This window comes from Cellulomonas sp. P4_D11 (genome assembly GCF_056401915.1).
The window spans coordinates 1-22,202 of record NZ_JBFUIK010000004.1 but is presented as its reverse complement, the minus strand read 5'-3'; the positions used below and the strand labels follow the sequence as shown (position 1 = coordinate 22,202).

The 22,202-nt window shown below is 73.8% G+C and carries 23 protein-coding genes, 1 tRNA gene and 1 pseudogene; 20 read left to right on the top strand and 5 right to left on the bottom strand.

All coding sequences use genetic code 11. From position 1 onward, the window contains the following. Positions 1 to 99: 99 nt before the first annotated feature. The 3 genes from AC1DT4_RS03685 to AC1DT4_RS03675 are packed head-to-tail and all read left to right on the top strand — an operon-like array spanning position 100 to position 1,382. On the top strand, positions 100 to 438 hold the full coding sequence (locus AC1DT4_RS03685; RefSeq protein ID WP_477088412.1) for an ArsR/SmtB family transcription factor: 339 nt from the start codon (positions 100 to 102) through the stop codon (positions 436 to 438). Beyond that, the gene (locus AC1DT4_RS03680; RefSeq protein ID WP_477088411.1) at positions 435 to 893 is read left to right on the top strand and encodes an SRPBCC domain-containing protein; all 459 of its coding nucleotides are present in this window, start codon (positions 435 to 437) and stop codon (positions 891 to 893) included. Before AC1DT4_RS03685 ends, AC1DT4_RS03680 begins: the two co-directional genes overlap by 4 nt. A 21-nt stretch (positions 894 to 914) precedes the next feature. Further along, the gene (locus AC1DT4_RS03675) at positions 915 to 1,382 is read left to right on the top strand and encodes an SRPBCC family protein (protein WP_477088410.1); all 468 of its coding nucleotides are present in this window, start codon (positions 915 to 917) and stop codon (positions 1,380 to 1,382) included. A 7-nt stretch (positions 1,383 to 1,389) separates the two neighbouring features. Here the strand turns inward: AC1DT4_RS03675 and AC1DT4_RS03670 are convergent, their stop codons facing one another. Beyond that, positions 1,390 to 2,565, bottom strand: a complete 1,176-nt coding sequence (locus AC1DT4_RS03670) for an LCP family protein (protein WP_477088409.1) — start codon at positions 2,563 to 2,565, stop codon at positions 1,390 to 1,392. A gap of 86 nt (positions 2,566 to 2,651) precedes the next feature. Between AC1DT4_RS03670 and AC1DT4_RS03665 the strand changes: the two genes are divergently transcribed. Then, positions 2,652 to 4,439 carry an ABC-F family ATP-binding cassette domain-containing protein gene (locus AC1DT4_RS03665; RefSeq protein ID WP_477088408.1) on the top strand — a complete coding sequence of 596 codons (1,788 nt, stop codon included), beginning with the start codon at positions 2,652 to 2,654 and terminating at the stop codon, positions 4,437 to 4,439. On the opposite strand, the gene AC1DT4_RS03660 is transcribed toward AC1DT4_RS03665, so the two are convergent. The 3 genes from AC1DT4_RS03660 to AC1DT4_RS03650 are packed head-to-tail and all read right to left on the bottom strand — an operon-like array spanning position 4,436 to position 6,775. Then, positions 4,436 to 5,611: an MFS transporter gene (locus AC1DT4_RS03660; protein ID WP_477088407.1), complete on the bottom strand. Its 1,176-nt coding sequence runs from the start codon at positions 5,609 to 5,611 to the stop codon at positions 4,436 to 4,438. The genes AC1DT4_RS03665 and AC1DT4_RS03660 overlap by 4 nt on opposite strands. Positions 5,612 to 5,615: 4 nt before the next feature. After that, positions 5,616 to 6,140 carry a MarR family winged helix-turn-helix transcriptional regulator gene (locus tag AC1DT4_RS03655; RefSeq protein WP_456847032.1) on the bottom strand — a complete coding sequence of 175 codons (525 nt, stop codon included), beginning with the start codon at positions 6,138 to 6,140 and terminating at the stop codon, positions 5,616 to 5,618. 35 nt (positions 6,141 to 6,175) lie between these two features. Continuing rightward, a complete protein-coding gene (locus tag AC1DT4_RS03650) occupies positions 6,176 to 6,775 on the bottom strand; it encodes a TetR/AcrR family transcriptional regulator (RefSeq protein WP_477088544.1) in 600 nt (199 codons plus the stop codon). Positions 6,776 to 6,879: 104 nt separating this feature from the next. On the opposite strand from AC1DT4_RS03650, the gene AC1DT4_RS03645 reads away from it, so the two are divergent. From AC1DT4_RS03645 to AC1DT4_RS03570, 16 genes are all read left to right on the top strand, one after another. Beyond that, a tRNA-Gln gene (locus AC1DT4_RS03645) sits at positions 6,880 to 6,951 on the top strand. A 52-nt stretch (positions 6,952 to 7,003) separates the two neighbouring features. Further along, on the top strand, positions 7,004 to 7,267 hold the full coding sequence (locus AC1DT4_RS03640; RefSeq protein WP_477088406.1) for a hypothetical protein: 264 nt from the start codon (positions 7,004 to 7,006) through the stop codon (positions 7,265 to 7,267). A gap of 64 nt (positions 7,268 to 7,331) precedes the next feature. After that, positions 7,332 to 8,948: a bifunctional UDP-N-acetylglucosamine diphosphorylase/glucosamine-1-phosphate N-acetyltransferase GlmU gene (glmU, locus tag AC1DT4_RS03635; RefSeq protein ID WP_477088405.1), complete on the top strand. Its 1,617-nt coding sequence runs from the start codon at positions 7,332 to 7,334 to the stop codon at positions 8,946 to 8,948. Beyond that, a complete protein-coding gene (locus AC1DT4_RS03630) occupies positions 8,945 to 9,928 on the top strand; it encodes a ribose-phosphate diphosphokinase (protein ID WP_477088404.1) in 984 nt (327 codons plus the stop codon). The genes glmU and AC1DT4_RS03630 overlap by 4 nt, the downstream gene beginning before the upstream one ends. A gap of 5 nt (positions 9,929 to 9,933) precedes the next feature. Then, positions 9,934 to 10,602, top strand: coding sequence for an SIMPL domain-containing protein (locus AC1DT4_RS03625; protein ID WP_477088403.1), 669 nt, complete (start codon positions 9,934 to 9,936; stop codon positions 10,600 to 10,602). Positions 10,603 to 10,877: 275 nt separating this feature from the next. Then, complete coding sequence (locus tag AC1DT4_RS03620) at positions 10,878 to 11,510, top strand: 50S ribosomal protein L25/general stress protein Ctc (RefSeq protein WP_477088402.1); 633 nt, start codon at positions 10,878 to 10,880, stop codon at positions 11,508 to 11,510. A gap of 143 nt (positions 11,511 to 11,653) precedes the next feature. Next, entirely contained in the window at positions 11,654 to 12,274 is a 621-nt protein-coding gene (pth, locus tag AC1DT4_RS03615; protein ID WP_477088401.1) for an aminoacyl-tRNA hydrolase, read from the top strand. Positions 12,275 to 12,389: 115 nt separating this feature from the next. Next, positions 12,390 to 13,913 carry a sugar transferase gene (locus AC1DT4_RS03610; RefSeq protein WP_477088400.1) on the top strand — a complete coding sequence of 508 codons (1,524 nt, stop codon included), beginning with the start codon at positions 12,390 to 12,392 and terminating at the stop codon, positions 13,911 to 13,913. A 50-nt stretch (positions 13,914 to 13,963) separates the two neighbouring features. Continuing rightward, complete coding sequence (locus AC1DT4_RS03605; RefSeq protein ID WP_477088399.1) at positions 13,964 to 15,175, top strand: glycosyltransferase; 1,212 nt, start codon at positions 13,964 to 13,966, stop codon at positions 15,173 to 15,175. After that, positions 15,162 to 15,959, top strand: a complete 798-nt coding sequence (locus AC1DT4_RS03600) for a WecB/TagA/CpsF family glycosyltransferase (protein WP_477088398.1) — start codon at positions 15,162 to 15,164, stop codon at positions 15,957 to 15,959. The genes AC1DT4_RS03605 and AC1DT4_RS03600 overlap by 14 nt, the downstream gene beginning before the upstream one ends. Beyond that, positions 15,956 to 16,897 (top strand): NAD-dependent epimerase/dehydratase family protein, encoded by a 942-nt coding sequence (locus AC1DT4_RS03595; RefSeq protein WP_477088397.1) that lies wholly within the window; start codon positions 15,956 to 15,958, stop codon positions 16,895 to 16,897. The genes AC1DT4_RS03600 and AC1DT4_RS03595 overlap by 4 nt, the downstream gene beginning before the upstream one ends. Continuing rightward, on the top strand, positions 16,890 to 17,738 hold the full coding sequence (locus tag AC1DT4_RS03590) for a glycosyltransferase family 2 protein (protein ID WP_477088396.1): 849 nt from the start codon (positions 16,890 to 16,892) through the stop codon (positions 17,736 to 17,738). The genes AC1DT4_RS03595 and AC1DT4_RS03590 overlap by 8 nt, the downstream gene beginning before the upstream one ends. Beyond that, positions 17,735 to 19,009, top strand: coding sequence for an O-antigen ligase family protein (locus AC1DT4_RS03585; protein WP_477088395.1), 1,275 nt, complete (start codon positions 17,735 to 17,737; stop codon positions 19,007 to 19,009). The genes AC1DT4_RS03590 and AC1DT4_RS03585 overlap by 4 nt, the downstream gene beginning before the upstream one ends. After that, positions 19,002 to 20,063, top strand: coding sequence for a hypothetical protein (locus tag AC1DT4_RS03580; protein ID WP_477088394.1), 1,062 nt, complete (start codon positions 19,002 to 19,004; stop codon positions 20,061 to 20,063). The genes AC1DT4_RS03585 and AC1DT4_RS03580 overlap by 8 nt, the downstream gene beginning before the upstream one ends. Beyond that, positions 20,060 to 21,535: a lipopolysaccharide biosynthesis protein gene (locus tag AC1DT4_RS03575; RefSeq protein WP_477088393.1), complete on the top strand. Its 1,476-nt coding sequence runs from the start codon at positions 20,060 to 20,062 to the stop codon at positions 21,533 to 21,535. Before AC1DT4_RS03580 ends, AC1DT4_RS03575 begins: the two co-directional genes overlap by 4 nt. A gap of 79 nt (positions 21,536 to 21,614) precedes the next feature. Next, positions 21,615 to 21,866 carry a hypothetical protein gene (locus tag AC1DT4_RS03570; protein ID WP_477088392.1) on the top strand — a complete coding sequence of 84 codons (252 nt, stop codon included), beginning with the start codon at positions 21,615 to 21,617 and terminating at the stop codon, positions 21,864 to 21,866. Positions 21,867 to 21,890: 24 nt separating this feature from the next. On the opposite strand, the pseudogene AC1DT4_RS03565 reads toward AC1DT4_RS03570, so the two are convergent. Then, a pseudogene (locus AC1DT4_RS03565) lies at positions 21,891 to 22,202 on the bottom strand (hypothetical protein); the annotation flags it as partial.

The following is a 22,202-nucleotide window of genomic DNA, read 5'->3' as shown; positions in this document are numbered from 1 at the left end:
CTACAGGAATGCGCGGCATCCGGCCGCTGGACGGCCGGATCTCGCGCATTCGTCGGCAGCCCCCTTGACATCCCGGCCGCACGAGCAATACTTAAGCACATGCTTAACAATGGCGAGCTGGACAAGGTCTTCAAGGCCCTGTCCGACGCGAGCCGGCGCGCGATGGTCGAACGGCTGGTGCGCGGCCCGGCGTCCGTCAGCGCGCTCGCCGAACCGTTCGCGATGTCCCTCCCGGCGGTCCACCAGCACCTCGCGGTGCTCGAGGACGCGGGCATCGTCACCTCGCACAAGATCGGCCGCGTCCGCACGGTCCAGCTCGCCCCCGGCGCCCTGACCGGCGCAGGGGAGTGGATGGGCCGGCAGCGGCTGCCCGCCGAGCGCCGGCTCGACCGGCTCGGCGACTTCCTCGACGCCTCGACAGGGAAGGACCCCTCATGACCAGCACCACGCAGCGCAGCCAGCTGCACAGCACGTTCCAGCTCGAGCGCACCTACCGGGCTCCGCGCGAGCTGGTGTGGGCGGCCTTCGCCGACGCCGACGCCAAGCGGCGCTGGTTCGGCGGCGGGGACGACACGGAGCTGTCCGACGACTTCCGCGTGGGCGGTCACCAGGTCTCGGCGGGGACGGTGCCCGACGGTCCGGTCTACCGGTACCGCTCCACCTACACGGACCTGCTCGACGGGGAGCGCATCGTCGCCACCTACGACATGTGGCTCGACGACGCCCACATCTCCACGTCGATCACCACGATCACCCTCGAGGACGCCCCCGACGGCACCCACGTCACGTGGACCGAGCAGGGCGTGCACCTCGACGGCCACGACACCGGCGCCGAGCGCGAGCACGGCACCGGTGAGCTCATGGACGCGCTCGGCGCGTCGCTCCCGCACTGACCCCCTGAGAGGAACGACACCATGACCACCCGCACAACCGGCGCCGTCGCCCACGCGACCTTCGTCATCGACCGCACGTTCGACGCCCCGCTCGCCCGCGTCTGGGACGCGTTCGCCATCCCCGAGCAGCACGCCCAGTGGTTCGGCACCGACGAGAACTTCACCGAGACGGAGGCTTCCGACGACTTCCGCGTCGGCGGCCAGGCCGTGCAGGACGGCCAGTGGCACGGCGGGCCCACCAGCCGGTACGTCGCCACCTACACGGACATCGTCGAGCGGGAGCGCATCGTCTCGACGTACGACATGTGGGTGGGCGGCGAGCACCTGTCCACCTCACTGACGACGACCGAGCTCGAGGCCGTCGACGGCGGCACCCGCGTCACGTTCACGGAGCAGGGTGCCTACCTCGACGGCAAGGAGGACGGCAGCGGGCGCGAGGAGGGCTTCCGGGGGATCCTCGACGTCCTCGCCGCGTACCTCGCGCGCTGAGCCCGGCTCAACCGCAGGCCGCGGCGCCGTCCGCCGACGTGAGCACGCCGCCCGGCGGGGTCCACGGGGTCTCGACGGCCGGGGGCGGCGCGGTGCCGGTGGGCGGGGGTGCCGTCGCCGGCGCCGCCTCGCCCACCGGCTGGTCCGCGGCGATCCGGGCCCAGAGCTCGGCGGCCGCGGGCGTCGCCTCCACGCGGTTCGAGTCCGACCGGGCGACCGCGGTCGGCATCGAGGCGAACACGATCCGGTCGGCCTGCAGGTGGCGCAGCGACAGCCCGAACCCGGCCAGGTCAGTCAGGGACTGGAAGCCGCTGCTGGCCGTCAGCGAGCTGGTCGCGGCCTGCGCGAACCGCAGCATCGCGCCGGGGTCGGTGAGCACGTCGCGGCTGAGCACCGAGCGCGACATCGCGGCCATGAGGTCGTGCTGGCGCGTGATCCGACCCGTGTCGGAGCCGTCGCCGATGCCGTGCCGGGCGCGGGCGAACTGCACGGCGGTGAGGCCGTCGAACACCTGGGCGCCGGCCCGGACGTGCAGGCCGGTGTCCTCGTCGTCGAGGTCGGTGGGCAGGCACATGGGCACCCCGCCGATGGCGTCGACCATGTCACGCAGGCCGACGAAGTCGACGAGCACGAGGCCGTCGAGCCGGACGCCGGTGAGGCTCTCGACCGTCTTCCACGTGCAGGCGGACGCGGACTCGAGGTCGTGGCCGTGGTTCCAGCCGACGGCGAACGCCTCGTTGAACTGCCGGTGCGCCCGGGCCTCGGTGGTCGTGCCGTCCGACATCGTGCAGGACGGCCGGTCGGCCAGGAGGTCGCGGGGGATGGACACCAGCTCGACGCGGGACCGGTCCGCGGACACGTGGGCGACGATCGTGGTGTCGGACTGCATCCCCTCCTCCGCGCCGCCGATGTCGGCGTTCTCGCCGCTGCGGTCGTCGGAGCCGATGATCAGCAGGTTCACCGCGGAGCCCGCGCGCGCGTCGCCCGGCGGCGGCGCCGTGGGGGACGGGCGCGAGCGCTCGTCGCCCACCAGGTCGGCGACGTCGACCTCGCCGATGTTCGACTGCAGGCTCAGGTAGACGGCGGCCGCGCCGGCCACCCCGAAGGTCAGGACGCCGACCGTGACCAGGCCGACCGCCCGGGGCCACGTCGTCCGCCGGCGCTCTCGCGCGTGCTGGTTCACCCTTCGGACGTTAACGCGCAGGTCAGCCCTGGCATCGGCGGTCCGTGTGGAGGGCCTGTGCGGGTCTGCGGGTAGCCTTCACGCAAATGGCTCACCTTCTCGGCGCGGACCGCGTCACGCTCACGCTGGGCACGCGCACCCTTCTCGACGAGGTCTCCCTCGGGCTCGACGACGGCCAGCGGATCGGCGTGGTCGGCCCCAACGGCGCGGGCAAGTCGACCCTCCTGCGCGTCCTGTCGGGCATGCAGGCGCCCGACGACGGCCGGATGACCCGCGCCGGCGGCGTGCGCGTCGCGGTCCTCGAGCAGCGCGACGACCTCCTGGCGGGCAGCACGGTCCTCGACGTGGTGCACGGGTCCGCCGACGAGCACGAGTGGGCGACCGACTCCCGCATCCGCTCGGTCCACGCGGGCCTGCTCGCCGACGTGTCGCTCGACGCGGACGTCGCGACGCTCTCCGGGGGCCAGCGCCGCCGCGTCGCCCTCGCCGCCCTGCTCGTGCGCGACGACGAGGTGCTCGTCCTGGACGAGCCCACCAACCACCTCGACGTCGAGGGCGTCGCGTGGCTGGCCGCGCACCTGGTCGAGCGGTACACCCGGTCGAACGGCGCGCTCGTGGTCGTGACCCACGACCGCTGGTTCCTCGATGCGGTGTGCACGCGTACCTGGGAGGTGCACGACGGGGGCGTCGACCAGTACGAGGGCGGGTACGCCGCCTACGTGCTGGCGCGCGCGGAGCGGGCCCGGAACGCCTCGACCGCCGAGGAGAAGCGGCAGAACCTGCTACGCAAGGAGCTCGCCTGGCTGCGCCGCGGTGCGCCCGCGCGGACGTCGAAGCCCAAGTTCCGCATCGACGCCGCCAACGCGCTCATCGAGAACGAGCCGCCGCCGCGTGACCAGCTGAGCCTGACGCGCATGGCGACGGCGCGGCTGGGCAAGGACGTGCTCGACATCGAGGACGCGTCCGTCGTCTACGGCGACCGGGTCCTGCTGCACGACATCACCTGGCGGCTCGGCCCCGGCGACCGCGTCGGGCTGGTCGGCGTGAACGGCGCCGGCAAGACCTCGCTGCTGCGGCTGCTGTCGGGGCGACAGCAGCCGACGACCGGCCGGGTCAAGCGCGGCAAGACCGTGCAGGTGGCGGAGCTGACCCAGGATGTCGAGGACCTGGACGAGCTGGCCGGCCTGCGCGTGATCGAGGTGATCGAGAGCGAGAAGCGATCGGTGGTCGTCGGCGGCAAGGAGCTGACCGCCGCCCAGCTGGTCGAGCGGCTCGGCTTCGACCGCGAGCGGTCCCGGACCCCCGTGCGCGACCTGTCCGGCGGTGAGCGACGCCGGTTGCAGCTGCTGCGGCTGCTCGTCGGCGAGCCCAACGTCCTGCTCCTCGACGAGCCGACCAACGACCTCGACACCGACACGCTCGCGGCGCTGGAGGACCTGCTGGACGGCTGGCCGGGCACCCTCATCGTCGTCTCGCACGACCGCTACCTGCTCGAGCGGGTGTGCGACACCCAGATGGCGCTGCTCGGCGACGGCCTGCTGCGCCAGCTGCCCGGCGGCGTCGAGCAGTACCTGGACCTGCGGCGCACCGCCACGGCGACGGCGTCGTCCCCGCTCGACGCCAGGCCGGTGACCGAGGCCGCTCCCGCGGCGGTCTCGACGGCCGACCTGCGCACCGCCCGCAAGGAGATCGCGCGCATCGAGCGGCGGCTGTCCCGCATCGCCGACCAGGAGACGACGCTGCACCAGCGCATGTCGGAGCAGGCGACGGACCACCAGGCCGTCATCGCCCTCGACGCCGAGCTCCGCGCGCTCGCGGCGGAGAAGGACGAGCTGGAGACGGCCTGGATGGAAGCCGCGGAGATCGTCGGCTAGGTCTCCCGGCGCATGCTGCGCAGGGCCAGCGCCGAGGCGGTGCCCATGGTCAGCACGGCGGCGAGCACGACGAGCAGCGGCGCGGTCCAGCCGCCGCTCGACGCGTGCACGGCCCCCAGGACGCTCGGCCCCAGGGCGGCGCACCCGTAGCCGATGCTCTGCACCGTGGCGGACATGCGCCGGGCGGCCGCCTGCGAGCCGGCGCTGGACGCGATGACCGTGAAGATCACCGCGAAGTTCCCGCCCTGCGCCACCCCGGCGAACGTGCACCACACCGCCCACCAGGCCGGCGCGAGCAGCAGTCCCACGGGCAGGGCCACCCAGCCGACCGCGATCGCCGCGGACACGGCCGCGACGGGCGCGCGCCGACCCAGCGCGATCGGCACGGCGATGCCGCCGACCATCCCGAACAGCTGGAACAGGGCCGCCGCCCCGCCCGACGCGGCCCGCTCCAGGCCGAGCGTGTCGTGCAGGACCGACGGCAGCCACGCGCTGACCGCGTAGTAGCCGAACGCCTGCCCCGCGAACGCGACGGCCAGCAGCCAGGTGACGGGCCGCCGCCACACGTTCGGCGCGCCGGCGGTCGCGACGAGCACGACGGGTTCGGCCTTGCCGATCGGGTACGCCCGCTGCCACACGACGAGCGCGACGACGGCGAGCAGCCCCCACGACGCGAGCGCCCAGCGCCAGCCGATCAGCGCCGCCAGCGGTGCGGTCAGGGTCGTGGTCAGGACGCTGCCGCCGTTGAGCGCGGCGGTGTAGAGGCCGGTCACGCGGGGCACGTGCCCCGGGAAGTCGCGGCCGATGACGACGGGGACGGCCACGTTGCCCGCGGTGATGGCGACGCCGATGAGCACGGTGCCGGCGAGCGCGGTGCCGAACCCGTCGGAGGACCGCAGCAGCGTCCCCGCCAGCACGGTGACCAGTGACGCGGCGACCACGCGCCCGGTGCCCAGGCGCCCGAGCAGGACCGCCATCAGCGGCGTCGCCAGCGCGAAGCAGAGGACCGGGATGCCGGTCAGCAGGCCGACGCCGGCGGCGCTCAGCCCGAGGTCGGCGCGGACGTCGTCGACCACCGGGGCCAGCGCCGTGATCGGTGCGCGCAGGTTCAGCGCGTACAGCAGGACGGCGGCGAGCAGGAGTCCCCGGGCGGCGGACCGCGCCGCCGTCATGCCCTCACGACGCGTCGAACGGCGCGGTCACCTCGCGCAGCAGGTCGGCCAGGCGGTCGCGGTCGGCCTCGTCCAGGTCGCCCAACAGGCCGCGCTCGACGTCGAGGAGGTCGGCGAACGCCGCGTCGACCCGCGCCAGGCCGGCGGGCGTGAGCTGCACGAGCACCCCGCGTCGGTCGTCGGGAGCCGGTTGCCGCTCGACCAGGCCGTGCTCCGCCAGCCGGTCGATGCGGTTGGTCATGGTGCCGCTGGTGACCAGCGTCTGCGTCAGCAGGGCGCCGGGGGAGAGGCGGTACGGGGCGCCGGCCCGACGGAGCGCCGAGAGCACGTCGAACTCCCACGTCTCCAGGTCGTGCCGCGCGAACGCGGAACGCCGGGCGAGGTCGAGGTGCCGGGCGAGGCGGCTGACCCGGGACAGGACGGTCAGCGGGCGGACGTCGAGGTCCGGGCGCTCGCGCTCCCAGGCGAGGACGATCCGATCGACCTCGTCGCGGGACCCCGGGGCATCCGGGGACGTGCGTGCCACCATGTCGCGAGATTACTCGACGTCGACAGAGATCCCGGTCACACGGTGCCGGTGAGCGTCGGCCGGCGCTCGAGCCCGGACAGGCCGTTCCACGCGAGGTTCACCAGGTGGGCCGCGACGACGTTCTTGCTCGGGCTGCGGGCGTCGAGCCACCACTGACCGGTGAGCGCGACCATGCCCACCAGCATCTGCGCGTAGATCGGTGCCGTCTTGGGGTCCTGGCCCTGCTTCTTGAACTGGTCGGCCAGCAGGTGCTCGACCTGCGTGGCGACGTCCCCGATCAGGCTGGAGAACGTGCCGGTCGCCTGCGCCACGGGCGAGTCGCGCACGAGGATCCGGAACCCGTCCTCCGACGCCTCGATGTACCCGAGGAGCGCCAGGGCCGTCCGCTCGACCATCGCCTTGGGGTGCCCGCCGCTCTCGAGCGCACCGCTGAGCGCGCTCGTCAGCGCCTGGATCTCGCGGTCGACCACGACGGCGTAGACGCCCTCCTTGCCGCCGAAGTGCTCGTACACGACCGGCTTGGACACCTCGGCACGGGCGGCGATCTCCTCGACGCTGGTGCCGTCGAACCCCTTCTCGGCGAACAGGCGGCGCGAGACGTCGAGCAGTTGCGCCCGCCGCTGCGTCCCCGTCATGCGGGAGCGGGGTGCGCGCTTGCTGTCGGTGGCCACGGGCCCATCATGCCGTGAGCGCCCACGGCGGCTGGCAGACTTGGCGACCACGACGCCGCACGCGTCGGTCCGCCCTGGTGTAACGGCAGCACGCCGGCCTTTGGAGCCGTGCAGTCCAGGTTCGAATCCTGGGGGCGGAGCCGCCGACGCGCCCGTTCTGCGGGCACGGGTGGACGGAGTACGGTGCGGCTCATGGCGACGACGCGCGGGAAGCGTGCCCCCTACCTCCTGCTCGGCGTGCTGGTGTTCGTCGTCGTGTCGCAGGTCGTGGACCTCGCCGTGGGCGCGCCCGAGGTGGGCGTCCGGGTCGCCGTGCTGGTCGCCGCGGCCGTCGGTGCGGTGGTGACAGCCGTCTGGATCGCCCGGCGCCGGCGCGTCGTACCCCCGCCACCGCGCCCGCTCACGCCCGCGCCGGATGACTCCAGCGCGGCCGGAGCGACCTCCGCGCCCGGGTAGAGTGCACGGTGCGCACGAGATCCGCCGCCCGAGACCCGGGCAGATCCGCGAGGAGCACCCCCAGGTGACGTTCCCCCGCCCGGCCGCCGTCGTCGTCCTCGCCGCAGGTGAAGGAACCCGGATGCGCTCGGCGACTCCCAAGGTCCTGCACACGCTGGCCGGCCGCAGCATGGTCGGTCACGCGCTGGCCACCGCCCGCGCCCTCGAGCCCCGGCGCGTCCTCGTGGTCGTCCGGCACGAGCGTGAGCAGGTCGCCGCCCACGTCCGTGAGCTGGACCCGCAGGCGTTGCTGGCCGACCAGGACGAGATCCCCGGCACCGGCCGCGCCGTCCAGGTGGCCATGACGGCGCTCGACGCCGCCGCGCAGGCCGACGCCGCGCAGGACTCGACCGTCGGCTCGGCCACGCACGCGCAGGTCGTCGGCGCCGTCGTCGTCATCGCGGGCGACGTCCCGATGCTCGACGCCGCCACGCTGCACGAGCTGCTCGAGGCCCACCACGCCGACGGCAACGCCGTCACGGTGCTCACCACGGAGGTGGCGGAGCCCACCGGCTACGGCCGCATCCTGCGGGAGCCCGGCACCGGCGACGTGCTCGGCATCGTCGAGGAGAAGGACGCCGACGACGCCCAGCGCGCGATCACCGAGATCAACTCCTCCATCTACGTGTTCGACGCCGGCGTGCTGCGCGGCGCGCTCGGCCGGCTGGGCCGCGACAACGCGCAGGGCGAGGTGTACCTGACCGACGTGCTCGCCATCGCGCGCACCGACGGCGGCCACGTCCGGGCGCTGCGCACGGACGACCCCGTGCTGGTCGAGGGCGTCAACGACCGGGTCCAGCTGTCGGTGCTGCGGGCCGAGATGAACCGCCGCATCCTCGAGGACTGGATGCGCGACGGCGTCACGGTGGTGGACCCGGCGACCACCTGGGTGGACGTCGACGTCGAGCTCGAGCGGGACGTGACGCTGCTCCCGGGCACACAGCTGCATGGCGCGACCGTGGTCCGCGAGGGCGCCACCGTCGGCCCCGACACCACGCTGACCGACGTCGAGGTGGGTCCGCGGGCCAGCGTCGTGCGCACGCACGGCAACCTCGCGGTGATCGGCGCGGACGCCTCGGTCGGCCCGTTCGCCTACCTGCGGCCCGGCACCGTGCTCGGCGACGCCGGCAAGATCGGCACGTTCGTCGAGACGAAGAACGCGCAGATCGGCACCGGCTCGAAGGTCCCGCACCTCTCCTACGTGGGCGACGCGACGATCGGGGAGCACACCAACATCGGTGCGGCGTCGGTGACCGTCAACTACGACGGCGTGAACAAGCACCGCACGACCATCGGCTCGTACGCCCGCACCGGAGCGGACAACATGTTCGTGGCGCCCGTGACCATCGGCGACGGCGCGTACACCGGGGCCGGCAGCGTGATCCGGCGGGACGTGCCCTCCGGCGCGCTCGGGGTCAGTGCCGGCGCGCAGCGCAACATCGAGGGCTGGGTCCAGCGCGCCCGGGCCGGCACGGCAGCCGCCAACGCGGTGGTGCGTCCCTCGGGTGCCGACGACTCCGACCTCTCCCCGCAGGCACGCGCCGAGCGCGAGCGCGCCTCCGCGGCCGCAGCCGACGCCCCACCGACCCCACCGCCGGCACTGCCTGACACGGGCACGAACACGAAGGACTCCGCACGATGACCGGGATCATCTCCTCGGACGGCGAGAAGCGTCTGGTGCTCCTCTCGGGGCGCGCCCACACGGACCTCGCCACCAGCGTCGCGGCCCACCTGGGCATCGAGCTCCTGCCCACCACGGCGTACGAGTTCGCGAACGGCGAGATCTACACGCGGTTCGGGGAGTCGGTGCGCGGCGCGGACACGTTCGTCCTGCAGTCGCACGCCTCGCCCATCAACACGTGGATCATGGAGCAGCTGCTCATGGTCGACGCGCTGAAGCGGGCGTCGGCCAAGACGATCACCGTCGTCGCGCCGTTCTACGGGTACGCCCGGCAGGACAAGAAGCACCGCGGCCGCGAGCCTATCTCCGCCCGCCTCATGGCCGACCTGTTCAAGACGGCGGGCGCCGACCGCCTGATGAGCGTCGACCTGCACGCCGCGCAGATCCAGGGCTTCTTCGACGGCCCGGTCGACCACCTCTGGGCCATGCCGATCCTCACGGAGTACGTGCGCACGCGCGTCGACACCTCGAACGTCACGGTCGTCTCCCCGGACGCCGGCCGCATCCGCGTCGCCGAGCAGTGGGCGGCCAAGCTGGGCGGCGGGCCGCTGGCCTTCGTGCACAAGACGCGCGACATCCGCAGCCCCAACAAGACGGTCGCCAACCGCGTGGTCGGTGACGTCGAGGGCCGCAGCTGCGTGCTGGTCGACGACCTCATCGACACCGCCGGCACCATCGCGGGAGCCGTCCGCGTGCTCATGGAGGCCGGCGCCAAGGACGTCATCGTCGCGGCCACCCACGGCGTGCTCTCCGACCCGGCGGTCGAGCGGCTGCAGGGCTGCGGCGCGCGCGAGGTCGTCATCACCGACACGCTGCCCATCGCCGAGGACCGCCGGTTCCCGCAGCTCACGGTCCTGTCGATCGCCCCGCTCATCGCCCGCGCCATCCGCGAGGTCTTCGACGACGGCTCGGTGACGTCCCTGTTCGACGGCCAGGCCTGACGGTCGTGCGCGACGACGAGGTCGCCCGTCGCGGCCCGCGCGGCGGCGTGACCGTCAGCGGCCACGGCGCGGCCGACGCCGTCCCCGACCGGGCGGTGGCCGACCTCGGCGCCGAGGCCCGGGCGGTCGACGCCGAGCGCGCGCTCGGCCTCGCGGCCGGGTGCGTCGACCGGATGCGCGCCGTGCTGCGCGAGGCCGGCGTGGACGACCGCGCGATGCGGACGACCCAGACCAGCACGTGGACCGACGGCTCCGCGGCCGGCTCGTCGCGCGTCGTGGCCCGGCTCGGCCTGCAGGTCACGCTGCTCGACGTCGCGTCCGCCGGCGATCTCGTCGGCGCGGCTGTGATCGCCGGCGGTGAGCCCGCCCGCACGGACGGCATCCGCTTCGAGGTCAGCGACCCCACCGAGGCGCAAGCCGCCGCCCGCGAGGCCGCCTGGGCCGACGCGGTCGTGCGCGCGACCCACTGGGCCGAGCTCTCGGGCCACCGGCTCGGTGCCGTGCAGTGGGTGCAGGAGGGCGGGTCCGAGGGCGCGCCGGTGTTCCTGTCCCGCGCGAAGGGCGGCGTCGTCGCCGCGATGTCGGTCCCCGTCGAGGCCGGCGTGCAGCCGGTGACGGCCGCCGTCACCGTCCGCTGGGGCTGGGCCGACGACGAGGGCGCGGCGTCGCACTGACGGGCAGACTGAGCAGCGGGTTGGGCTCCGCGCCTCCGACCGGGTAGTCTCTCCAGGTTGCCTCGGCGAGGGACGAAGGACGGTCGACGAAGTTCCACGACCACCTGTCGCTCCGTGATCGACTGGGCGAGCGCCTCCGCGTGCCCGTCCTGCGTCCCGCGTCGAGGCCACCACACCTGTCTAGATCCGCGTCGCCCGGCTCCCGCCGCGCACGCCACGCCATCACAGCCGCCACGTCGCGTCCACTGCGCCGACGTCAGCACTTGGGAGTACACGTGTCCGAGGTCAAGCTCGTCGCCACCACCCGTACCGAGTTCGGCAAGGGCGCCGCGCGCCGCCTGCGCCGCGCCGACCAGATCCCCGCCGTCCTGTACGGGCACGGTTCCGACCCGCTGCACGTCGCTCTCCCGGGCCACGCGACGATGCTCGCGGTGAAGCACGCCAACGCGCTGTTCGCCATCGAGCTCGAGGGCAAGACCACGCTCGCGATCACCAAGGACGTCCAGCGCGACGTCGTCAAGAACACGATCGAGCACGTCGACCTGCTCATCGTGAAGAAGGGCGAGAAGGTCTCCGTCGACGTCCCCGTCACGATCGTCGGCGAGTCCGCCCCCGGCACCATCCACGTCGTCGAGACGCAGACGCTGTCCCTCGAGGCCGAGGCGACGCACCTGCCCACCGAGGTCCAGGTCTCCATCGAGGGCCTCGAGGGTGGCGCCAGCGTCAACGCCGGCGACGTCACGCTGCCCGAGGGCTCGGTCCTGCTGACCGACGCCGAGATCACGGTCGTCTCCGTCAGCGTCCCGCACGCCTCCGCCGAGGACGTCGCCGCCGACGCTGCCGCCGCCGAGATCGCCGCGTCGCAGTCCGCCGCGTCGGCCGCCGCCGCCGAGTCGGCCGAGGGCTGAGCCGAAGCGGGGCGCAGGCTCGGACCGACCACGGGTCGGAGTGACTGCGCCGTCGCAGCCTGAGCATTCCCTCGACGCCCGGTACCGTTCCTGACGGTGCCGGGCGTCGTCGTTCCCGCACGAACCCCGCAGGAGGAGACCCGATGAGCGACGGACCCTGGCTGGTCGTCGGCCTGGGCAACCCGGGCCCGCAGTACGCCGGCAACCGGCACAACGTCGGCCAGATGGTGCTCGACGAGCTGGCGCGCCGGACGGGTGCCGCGTTCGGCACGCGGGCGTCGGGCCTGCTCTCGCGCCGGCCGCAGGCGGCGGTGGCCGAGGCGCGCCTCGGGGTCCTGCCGGGCGGGGCGCCCGGCCCGCGCGTGGTGCTGGCGAAGCCGACCACCTATATGAACGTCTCGGGGGGCCCGGTCGCGGCGCTCGCGAAGTACTACGACGTGCCCCCCGAGCGGACGGTGCTGGTGCACGACGAGCTCGACATCCCGTTCGCGGACGTCCGGCTCAAGCGCGGCGGGGGCGAGGGCGGCCACAACGGGTTGCGGGACACGACGAAGGCGCTGGGCACGAAGGACTACGTCCGGGTCCGGGTGGGGGTCGGCCGGCCGCCGGGTCGGATGGACGCCGCGGACTTCGTCCTGCGCGATTTTGCCAAGAATGAGCTCAAGGACTTGCCGTGGCTCGTCGACTCCGCGGCAGACGCAGTCGAGCTGGTGATCACCAGCGGGCTCGAGGCGGCTCAGCTGAGGTTTCACACGAAGGAGTGACCCCGGCCCTCACCTGCGCCAGCATCGGGTGAAACCGGACAGAAGGTGATGAACTGCGCCATACCGACGTATAGCCTCACTCCCATTCCACTAGGCGGATCGGGGGTGCGGAACTGTGGCTGCAGAGATCGTCGACGACATGGATCTCGCGCTCGGCGACCGTCGCGGGCGGGGTCTCGGGCAGCGTCGGTCGTGGGCCTCCGCGGAGCCGTTCGAGCGCCGCTCCACCCCCTTCAACTCGGCTGACGCGGTCGCCGGTTCCTGGCGCCAGATCGTGCACTCGTACCGGGTGCACGCCGCGCTGCTGGACCTGGCCGCCATCCTGCTCGTCGCGACGCCGGTGATGGTCGCGCTGTACGAGCCCGCCGGTCAGACGGCCCTCATGATCGCCGGCGCGACCCTCGGCTTCGTTGCGCTGGTGGCCGTGCTGCACGGCTACGGCGACGCGGTCCTCGGCCGCTCGGCCGCCGAGACCCGGGTGCTCGTCCGGGCCGGCCTGGTCAGCGTCGTGGTCCTCGTCCTGGCCAGCTACGCGTTCAAGGCGGAGGTCTCCCGCTTCCTGGTCTTCGTCGTCGTGCCGGCGGCCGCGCTCCTGGCGGTGACCGCCCGGCTGGTGCTGCGCCGGTCGCTGAAGAAGTCGCGGCTGCACGGCCAGGCGATGATGCGCACGCTCGTGGTCGGCGAGCCCGGTCCCGTCGCCAGCGTGGTGAGCGACCTCGCGGTCGACCCGGCGCACGGCTACAGCGTGGTCGGTGTCTGCCTGCCGAGCGTCGACGAGGAGCAGGTCGTCGCCGGCGCCCCGATGATCGGCGCGGTGTGCGACGTCCCGCAGGTGGTCGTCGACCGCTCCGTCGACGTGGTCGTCGTGGCCGGCTCGTACATCGGCGGCAACGGGCTGCGGCGCCTCTCCTGGGCGCTCGACCGGGCCGGCGCGCAGCTCATCATGGCCACCGACCTCGAGGACATCGCCGCGCCGCGGCTCACCATGCGGCCCACCGGCGGCCTCTCGCTGCTCGAGGTCGAGGTGGGTGCGTCCCGCGGCCGGATGGCGGCGAAGACGGCCCTGGACCGCACGCTCGGCGGGCTCATCATGCTCGTCGCCCTGCCCGTGATCCTGGTCGCGGCGGTCGCCGTGCGGCTCACGTCGCCGGGGTCGCCGTTCTACAAGCAGACGCGCATCGGCGTCGACGGCCGGGCCTTCACCATGTGGAAGCTGCGCACGATGTACATCGACGCGGACGCGCGCCGCGCCGAGCTGCTCGGCTCGAGCGAGGGCAACGCGATCCTCTTCAAGATGCGCCACGACCCCCGGGTGACCTCGGTGGGTCGCGTGCTGCGCAAGTACTCGCTCGACGAGCTGCCGCAGCTGTTCAACGTGGTCCGCGGCGACATGTCGCTGGTCGGTCCGCGCCCCCCGCTCGCCGAGGAGGTGGCCGCGTACGCGGACGCCGTCCAGCGGCGCCTCCGGGTCCGGCCCGGGCTCACCGGCCTCTGGCAGGTGTCCGGCCGCTCCGACCTCTCGTGGGAGGAGTCGGTGAAGCTCGACCTGCGCTACGTCGACAACTGGTCCGTGACGATGGACCTCCTCATCCTCTGGAAGACCTTCCGGGCAGTGCTGCGACCCAGCGGTGCCTACTGACCGATCGCCCGCGACAGCGGCTCCGACCACACCTGGACCTGGAGGTACTCGTGACCGAGACCCGGCCCGACCTGACGTTCCTGGAGGACGACGAGCCCGCGCAGCGGGCGACGCCTCCGGCCGTCGTCGACCGTCTCGTGGTGCACCAGATCGACCTCGCGCGCCAGTCCCCCGGGGGGATCGAGACGTGCATCCGGGGCCTCATCCGCCACGCGCCCGCCGACGTGACCTTCGCGGTCGTGGGCGTCGACGCGGGCGGCGCGGTCCCGGGCCGAGAGCTGGGCCAGTGGGAGCTGCACCGGATCGGCGAGCGCACGGCCTGGTTCCTCCCGGTGGTCACGCTCGACCCGGGTGACCAGCGCCGTCGCATCCCGCACTCGCTGCGGCTCGCCGCCGGTCTCGTCCGCCACAAGCGCATGCTGCCGGCCAGCACCGTCGTGCAAGCGCACCGCGCCGACGTCGCCGCGGTGGCCGCACGGGTGCTGCGCCGGCCCCTCGCCTACTTCGTGCATACGCAGGAGCACGGGCTCACGGGTGCGACCTCCGACTCTTTCTGGCGCAAGGCCGGCAACGTCCACGCCCGGGTCGAGCACAACCTGCTGAAGAACGCGCAGTCGGTCGTCGTGTTCAACCCCGACTTCGCCGAGACCGCGCAGACCATCAACCCGGACGCGATGTTCTCGCCGACGTGGTTCGACCCGACCCTCGTCCGCTACCGCGCCCAGGCGCTGCACCCGCAGCGCGTGATCTGGGTCGGCCGGCTCGAGCAGCCGAAGGACCCTGCGCTCGCCATCGAGGCGTTCCGACGGCTGATCGCGTCGGCGCCGGACCAGGACTGGAGCCTGGACGTCGTCGGCACGGGCACGCAGCTGCCGGAGCTCGAGCGCGTCGTCGCGGCCCTGCCCGCCGACGTGGGCGCGCGGGTCCGGCTGCTCGGCCGGCTCGCCCCCGAGGAGGTGGCCACCGCGATGGCCGACGCCGGCGTCTTCCTCATGACGTCGCACCCCGGCTACGAGGGCTTCCCCCGCGTGCTCGTCGAGGCGATGGCCTCGGGACTGCCGGCCGTGGTCACGGACGGCTCCGACACCGGCTCGCTCGTGCGGGAGGGCCACAACGGCTACGTCGTCAGCGAGAGGAACCCCGATGACCTTGCTCACGCCATCAGCGAGGCCAGCGTCCTCCACCGCAGTGCGGCCCGGGACACTGCCTCCGTCTACGCCGCACCGCGGCTCGTCGCAAGGATCGTCGGTGCCGCGGGGTGAGGGATCGAAGGTCTCGGTGCACGTCTCCCGCTCGGGTGAGGTCACGCTGGCGGGTCGGCCCCTGTTCGTCGGGGACGCGGACGCGCTGATCGCGCGGATCGACCAGCTCCTCCCGGCGGACGAGGTGTACTCCATCGTCACGCCCAACGTCGACCAGACCATCGGCATCGAGCACGACGCGGCGCTGCACGTCGCGTACGACGAGGCCGAGATCCGGATCGCCGACGGCACGCCGCTCGTGCTGCTGGCCCGCATGCTCGGAGCGCACGGGCTGCAGCGGCTCACCGGGGCCGACCTGCTGCCGATCGCCGCCGAGCTCTCCGGGCGCCGCGGCTGGCGCATCGCCGTCACCGGCGGCGCGACCAGCGTGAGCGAGAAGGCCGCCGCCGAGCTGCGCGAGCAGTACGGCGCCGACGTCGTCTCGATCCCGTTCCCCAAGATCGCCGAGGTGGGCGACGTCGAGTCGGCGCAGGTGATCGCGGAGCTGCACGAGGCGAAGGCGGACATCATCTTCGTCTGCCTGGGCTCGCCCAAGCAGGACGTGTGGGTGTCGCACTGGCGCGAGAAGCTCCCGCCGGGGGTCTATGTCGGGGCCGGTGCGGCCGTCGACTTCGTCGCCGGCACCAAGCGCCGCGCACCCGTGATCGTCCAGAAGATGGGCATGGAGTGGTTCTTCCGGATGGCCCAGGAACCCCGCCGGCTGGCCGGCAGGTATCTGGTGCGCGGTCCGCACTTCCTCAGTGTCGTCGCCCGGTCGTTCGCGGAGAGGAACTCACGTCCATGAAGGCACTCGTCACAGGGGCTGCGGGCTTCATCGGGAGCACGCTGAGCGCCCGGCTGCTCCAGGACGGGTGGGACGTCACCGGGATCGACGCGCTGACGCCCTACTACGACCCCGAGCTCAAGCGCGGGAACCTCGCGCGCCTCGGCGCGGGGTTCACGTTCGTGCAGGACGACCTGCGGACGGCGGACCTCGACGCGTTGCTCGACGGCGTCGACGTGGTCTTCCACCAGGCGGGCCAGCCGGGCGTCCGGGCGAGCTGGGGCGACGAGTTCGGCGTCTACCTCGACGCCAACGTGGGTGCCACGCAGGTCCTCCTCGAGGCGGCCAAGCGCGCGAGCGGGCTCAAGCGGCTCGTCTACGCGTCGTCGTCGTCGGTGTACGGGGACGCCACGCGCTACCCGGTGCTCGAGGTCGACCTGCCGCAGCCGGTGAGCCCGTACGGCGTGACCAAGCTGGCTGCGGAGCACCTGTGCTCGCTGTACGCCTCGAACTTCGGGGTGCCGACGGTGTCGCTGCGGTACTTCACGGTCTTCGGCCCGCGGCAGCGCCCCGACATGGCCTTCACGCGGTTCCTCACGGCCGTCCGCGACGACCGCCCGATCACGCTGTACGGGTCGGGCGAGCAGATCCGGGACTTCACGTTCGTCGACGACGTGGTCGAGGCCAACGTGCTGGCGGCCACCGAGCCCGTCCCCCCGGGCACCGTGCTGAACATCGCCGGCGGCACCAACGTGACCGTCAACGAGGTGCTCTCGGTCATCCACTCGGTCACGGGCCGGCAGGTCTCCGTCGAGCGGCACCCGACCGTCGACGGCGACGCCTGGCGGACCGGCGGCGACGCCTCCGCGGCGCGCGACCTGCTCGGCTGGAAGCCGAAGGTGAGCGTCGAGGAGGGACTGGCGCGCCAGTGGGAGTACATCGGGGCCGGTGGTGGCTGACGTCACCTGCGTCATCCCGACCCACGGCCGCGATCACCTGCTGGCCGAGGCCGTCGCGTCCGTGCTGGGCCAGGACCTCGGCACGGACGTCCGTCTGCGGGGGGTCGTGGTGAGCGACGACCTCGGGTCGTCCGCGACGGAGGCGGTCGTCGCGGAGCTCGACGCGGCTTCCGACGTGCCTGTGCGCTACCTGAACTCGTCGGGGCCGCAGGCGGGCACGGCGGGCGCGTCCCGAAACGCCGGCACCGTGCTGGTGCAGACCGAGCTCGTGGCGTTCCTCGACGACGACGACCTGTGGGACCCCGCCTTCCTGCGCAGCACGGTCGGCGCGCTCGAGGCCGGCGGCCACGACTTCGCGGTCGCCTGGACCCACGCGGACGCGCCGGGCTACCGGATGGCGCGGATCGAGCCGGGCCTCGGGGCCAAGGACGTCGTGGCGCGGAACCCCGGCTTCGTCGGCTCCAACTTCGTCATGCGCACCGCGGCGTTCCGGGGCCTCGGCGGCTTCGACCCGGTGCTGCCGGTCTCGAACGACAAGGACCTGCTCGTGCGCGCGCTCTCGGCCGGGCTGACGTACGCCGTCGTGCCCGAGCTGCTCGTCACCAACCGGGTGCACGGCCACGGTCAGCTCACCGACAAGACCCAGCGCAGGCTCGACGGCATCCGTCTGTACGTGCGCAAGCACGACGCCCTGCTCACCCGGCGCGACCGCCGCTACCTGCGGGGTCAGGCCGCGGACGTCCGCCGGGTGGTCGGCTCGAGCGCCCCCGTGCGGTGGTGGTCGACGGTCACGGTGGTGGGGCACCGCGCTGTCGGCGTCCTGCTCGGGGAGAGCCGGTGATCGGGCGCGTCCTCGACCGCCGCGACGCGCTCCTGGTCGTCGGCGTCTGGCTCGCGGCCGTCCTCCCGCAGCTCGCGATCCTGCTGACGACGGGACGCGGCTTCCAGCCGATCACCGACGGCGCCGACCGCGCTGACGGGCTGGTGCAGAGCCTGACCACGGCGTGCAACGTCGGGCTGCTCGCGCTGTGCGCCGCGCTCGTCGTGCTCGGGCTGCGCACGGCGCCGTGGCAGCGCTGGCCGCTGCTCGCGCTCCTGCTGCTGCCGTGGGTCGTGGTCGTGGCGACCGGGCTCGCGGTGTCCTCCCGTCCCGAGACGATGACCGTGCTGTACCCCGCGATCGTGGCGACCGCGTGGGTGGTCGGGGTGTCGTGGCGGACGGTCCCGGTGCTCGGGTGGCTCACCGCCGCGACCGCCGGCGTGAGCATCGTCGCGGGTCTCGTGGTGCCCGACCTCGCCCGGTACCAGGACTACGCGGGTGCCGACGCCGAGAAGGCGGGACCGTTCGGGATCCTCGCCGGCCTGCTGCCGTCGGGGAACAACCTCGGGCTCGCGCTCGCGGTCGGCATCCCGTCGGTGCTCGCGCTGCGCGGAGCGTCGCGGGTGGTCGCCGGGTCGTTGGTGCTCGTCGCGCTCGGCTGGTCGTGGTCGCGCGGCGCCTGGCTCGCCGCCGTGGTCGTGCTGGCCGCCGCGCTCGTCCTCGCGCTCGTCCCGCTGCGTCGGCGCGCGCTCGTCGCGGGCCTGGGCATGGGGGCGGTCGCGCTGGTTGCCGTGGCGTTGCCGCTGGTCACGACGTCCCCGAGCGCGATGGCCAACCGCGGCGGGTACTGGATCGCCGGCCGCGACGAGTTCGCGCAGGCTCCGGTGCTCGGGCACGGCTGGGACTTCTACGACCGGCTCGCGCGCACGTCCGACGACCTCGGCGGGTACGCGTACCACGCGCACAACGAGCTCATGCAGCTGCTGGTCACGGGCGGGCTCGTGCTCGTCGCGGTGGTGGGAGCGCTGCTCGTCGTCGGCGCCGTGCGGGCCGTGCGGGCCGCGGGCCTGGGGGACGCGTGGCCGGCCCTGACGGTCACCGCGATCCTCGCGGCGGGGATCGTCGAGGTGCCGTTCGGCGTCGTCGACCGCGCGATGTTCTGGCCGTACGTGCTGCTGCCGTTGTGCGTCGTGCTCCTCGGGCAGCCGCGCCCGGCCGGGGGCGAACGGGTGGACGTCGCCGACGGGGTACCGGACGAGATCACCGCAGGGCAGGGTGGTCCTCGTGCGTGACGTCCTCGTCTCGGCCCGCGGGCAGACCGACAACCTCGGTGACTCCGTGCTGCGCCGTGGCCTCCTCGACGCGCTGCGGCCGCTCGGCCGGCTCGTGGTCAACGTGGACGGGATGCCCGACGGGTACGTCGGGGCGCTCGGGCTGCAGGCCCAGGACCTGCTCGTCCGGGACCGTCGTGACTGGGCCCGCCGGTCGACCTCCGGCGCGTGGCGCGGCGACGTCTACGGGTTCAACGCGGGGGAGACCTACGCGACCGCCGGCTACGCCGGACACCTGCTGAAGACCGCGCCGCTGGTCACGCTGAGCCGGCTGCGTGGCGGCGCCGGGCTGCACGTCGGCCTCGGGCTGCGCGCGCCGCACCGGCTCTGGGGCCCGGTGCTGAACGTCGCGCTGCTGCCGTGCTCGGTGGTGGCCTGGCGGGACGCCGAGAGCCGCGCCTGGGTGCGCCGCGGCACGGTCGCACCCGACTGGGGCTACGCGTTCGGCACCCTGGACCTCACGGACGCGCGCCACGGTGACGACCGCCCGGTGCTCGCGGTCTCGCTGCGCGGCGACCGCCCGGCGCCCGGCCGGACCTGGACAGACACGGTGCGCGCGGTGGCCGCCGCCCGGTCCCTCGACGTCGTGGTGGTCCCGCAGGTGGGCCGCGACCTGCCCCGCGCGCGGGAGCTGGCGGCGGACCTCGGCGGCGAGCTCGTCGCGTGGGACGGCGTCGACCACGCCGCCGCCGAGAAGGTGGTCCGCGACGTCTACCGGCGCGCGTCGTTCGTCGTGAGCGACCGCCTGCACGCGCTCGTCCTCGGGCACACCGAGGGGGCGCTCCCGGTCGGCCTCGCCCCCGGCAGCGCGGGCAAGCTCGCGCGCAGCCTGGCGACCGTCGGCGCGACCGGCGTCGCGTTCAGCACCGACGGGGTCGGCGTCGACGAGGCCGTGGCCCGCATCGACGCCGTCGACGCGCGGCGGCCCGAGCTGGTCGACGCGGTCGCGCGGGCGCGCGCCCGGCTGGACGGCTTGCGCGTGCAGCTGCGCGGCTCCGTGCGGGGCGCCGGATGACCCTGGCCAGGACGGCCGTGCGCGGCTCTGCCGTGTCCATCGGCGGCCAGGGCTTCCGGATCGTGCTCCAGCTGATCGGCCTCGCGGTCCTCGCGCGGCTGCTCGAGCCCGCCGACTTCGGCATCGTCGCCATGGTCACCGCGGCGATCGGCTTCGCCGACATCCTGCGCGACTTCGGGCTGTCGTCGGCCGCCGTCCAGTCGCCGACCGTGAGCCGGGGGGAGCGGACCAACCTCTTCTGGGCGAACACCGGCCTCGGGCTGGGCTGCACGCTGATCGTGGCCGCGTCGACGCCCCTGATCGTGGCGTTCTACGACGAGCCGACGCTCGTGCAAGTGGTCCCCGCGCTGTCGCTCGTGCTGCTCGTCTCGGGCATCAACACCCAGTACCGGGCCGACCTCGGCCGCGCCCTGCGGTTCGTCGCGCTGGCGTCGTCGGACGTGATCGCGCAGCTGGTGGGCACCATCGTCGCGATCGTCGTGGCCGTGCTGGGCGGCGGGTACTGGGCGATCGTGACGCAGCAGCTGACCGTCGCGCTCGTCGCGCTGCTGGTCAACGTCATCAGCACGCGGTGGCACCCCGGCCTCCCGCAGCGGGGCGCGTCGATCCGGCGGTTCTTCCGGTTCGGGCTGTCGGTGTTCGGCACGCAGGTGCTCTCGTACGCGTCGAAGAACGCCGACACGGTCGCCCTCGGCGCCTTCTGGGGCCCGTCCGTGCTCGGCGTCTACAACCGCGCGCAGCAGATCGCCGTCGTCCCGCTCAACCAGATCAACGGGCCGCTGACCCGCGTGGCGCTGCCCGTGCTGTCGAAGGCCCACCTCGAGCCCGACCGGTTCGCCCGCGCGGCCTCCCGCGCCCAGCTGGCCGGCGCGTACCTCACGGCCACCGTGCTGGCGTTCGTCGCCGGCCTGTCCGAGCCGATCGTCGACGTCCTGCTGGGCCCGGGGTGGTCCGAGGTCGCCCCGATCCTGTCGCTGCTCGCGATCGCCGGTGTGTTCCGGTCCCTGTCCCAGCTGGCGTACTGGATCTTCCTGGCCAGCGGCCGGCCCGGCGTGCAGTTCCGGCTCGACCTGTGGGCGCAGCCGACCATGGTCGCCGTGATCGTGCTCGGCGCCAGCCAGGGCGCGCTCGGCGCCGCGTGGGCCGCCGTGATCGTCTGGCCGCTGTACTGGATCGTCGGGCTGCTGGTCGCCGCCCGGTCCGCCGGCCTGGTCGCGGTGCCGCTCGTCATGCGCGCGGTGCGGGCCCTGCTCGGGGTGGCGCTGCCCGCCGCGCTGGCCAGCTGGTACGTCAGCTCCTGGATCGGTGACCCCGTGCTCGCGCTCGCCGCCGGTGCCGTGGCCGGGGCCGCGCTCGTCGCGATCGTGGCGCTCGTCGTGCGGCCGGTGCGGCGCGACGTCGCCGAGGTGATCGGGCTGCTGCGGCACGCCGCCGCGCGGGGCGAGAAGGCCAAGGCCGCCCGCAGCTCGTGACCGCGGAATGCGCACGGCGCTGCCGGCGCTCTCATGGGCAGATCCCTGCGGTGAGGCGGCCTGGATGACTGTGCACGAGATGACGCTGGACGAGGCCGTCGCGGCCGTCGAGGCGACGTTGGACTCCCCGTTCCTGCGGGTCGACCGCCGGCGGGCACGCCAGGACGCGACGTCGTTCCTCCTGGTGGTGCTCGACACCAGCGGTGGCCGCGGCGACGGACCGATCGCCAACGGGCCGCGGCTCGTCGACCGGCACAGCGGCGTGGTGATCAGGCTGACGGTGCCCGACGCGGTCGCCCGGGCCGAGCGGATGGCGCTCGCCGGGCCCTAGCGCCGGCCTTCCCGGGCAGGTCGGTCAGGCCACGGGGTGGCGCTGCTCGGCCTCGTCGTCGGTCGACGTCGGGGTGCCGTTCGTCGGCGTCCCGTTGGTCGGCCGCTCCGCGACGCCGTGCTCGTCGAGCCCGGAGATCTCCGCGGAGGGGTGCTCACGCAAGGAGTCGGCGCCGGCGTCCGCCGGCGCGGAGGCCTCGGGTTCTCCGTCCGCCGGCCCGGCGTCGGCCGGCGCGGAGTCGGCCGGCTCGGCGGAGATCGACACGTCGGCAGCGGCCGGTTCGTCGAGAGCGGCCGGCGCGCCCGGGAGTGCCGGCGGCTCCTCCACGGTCGGCAC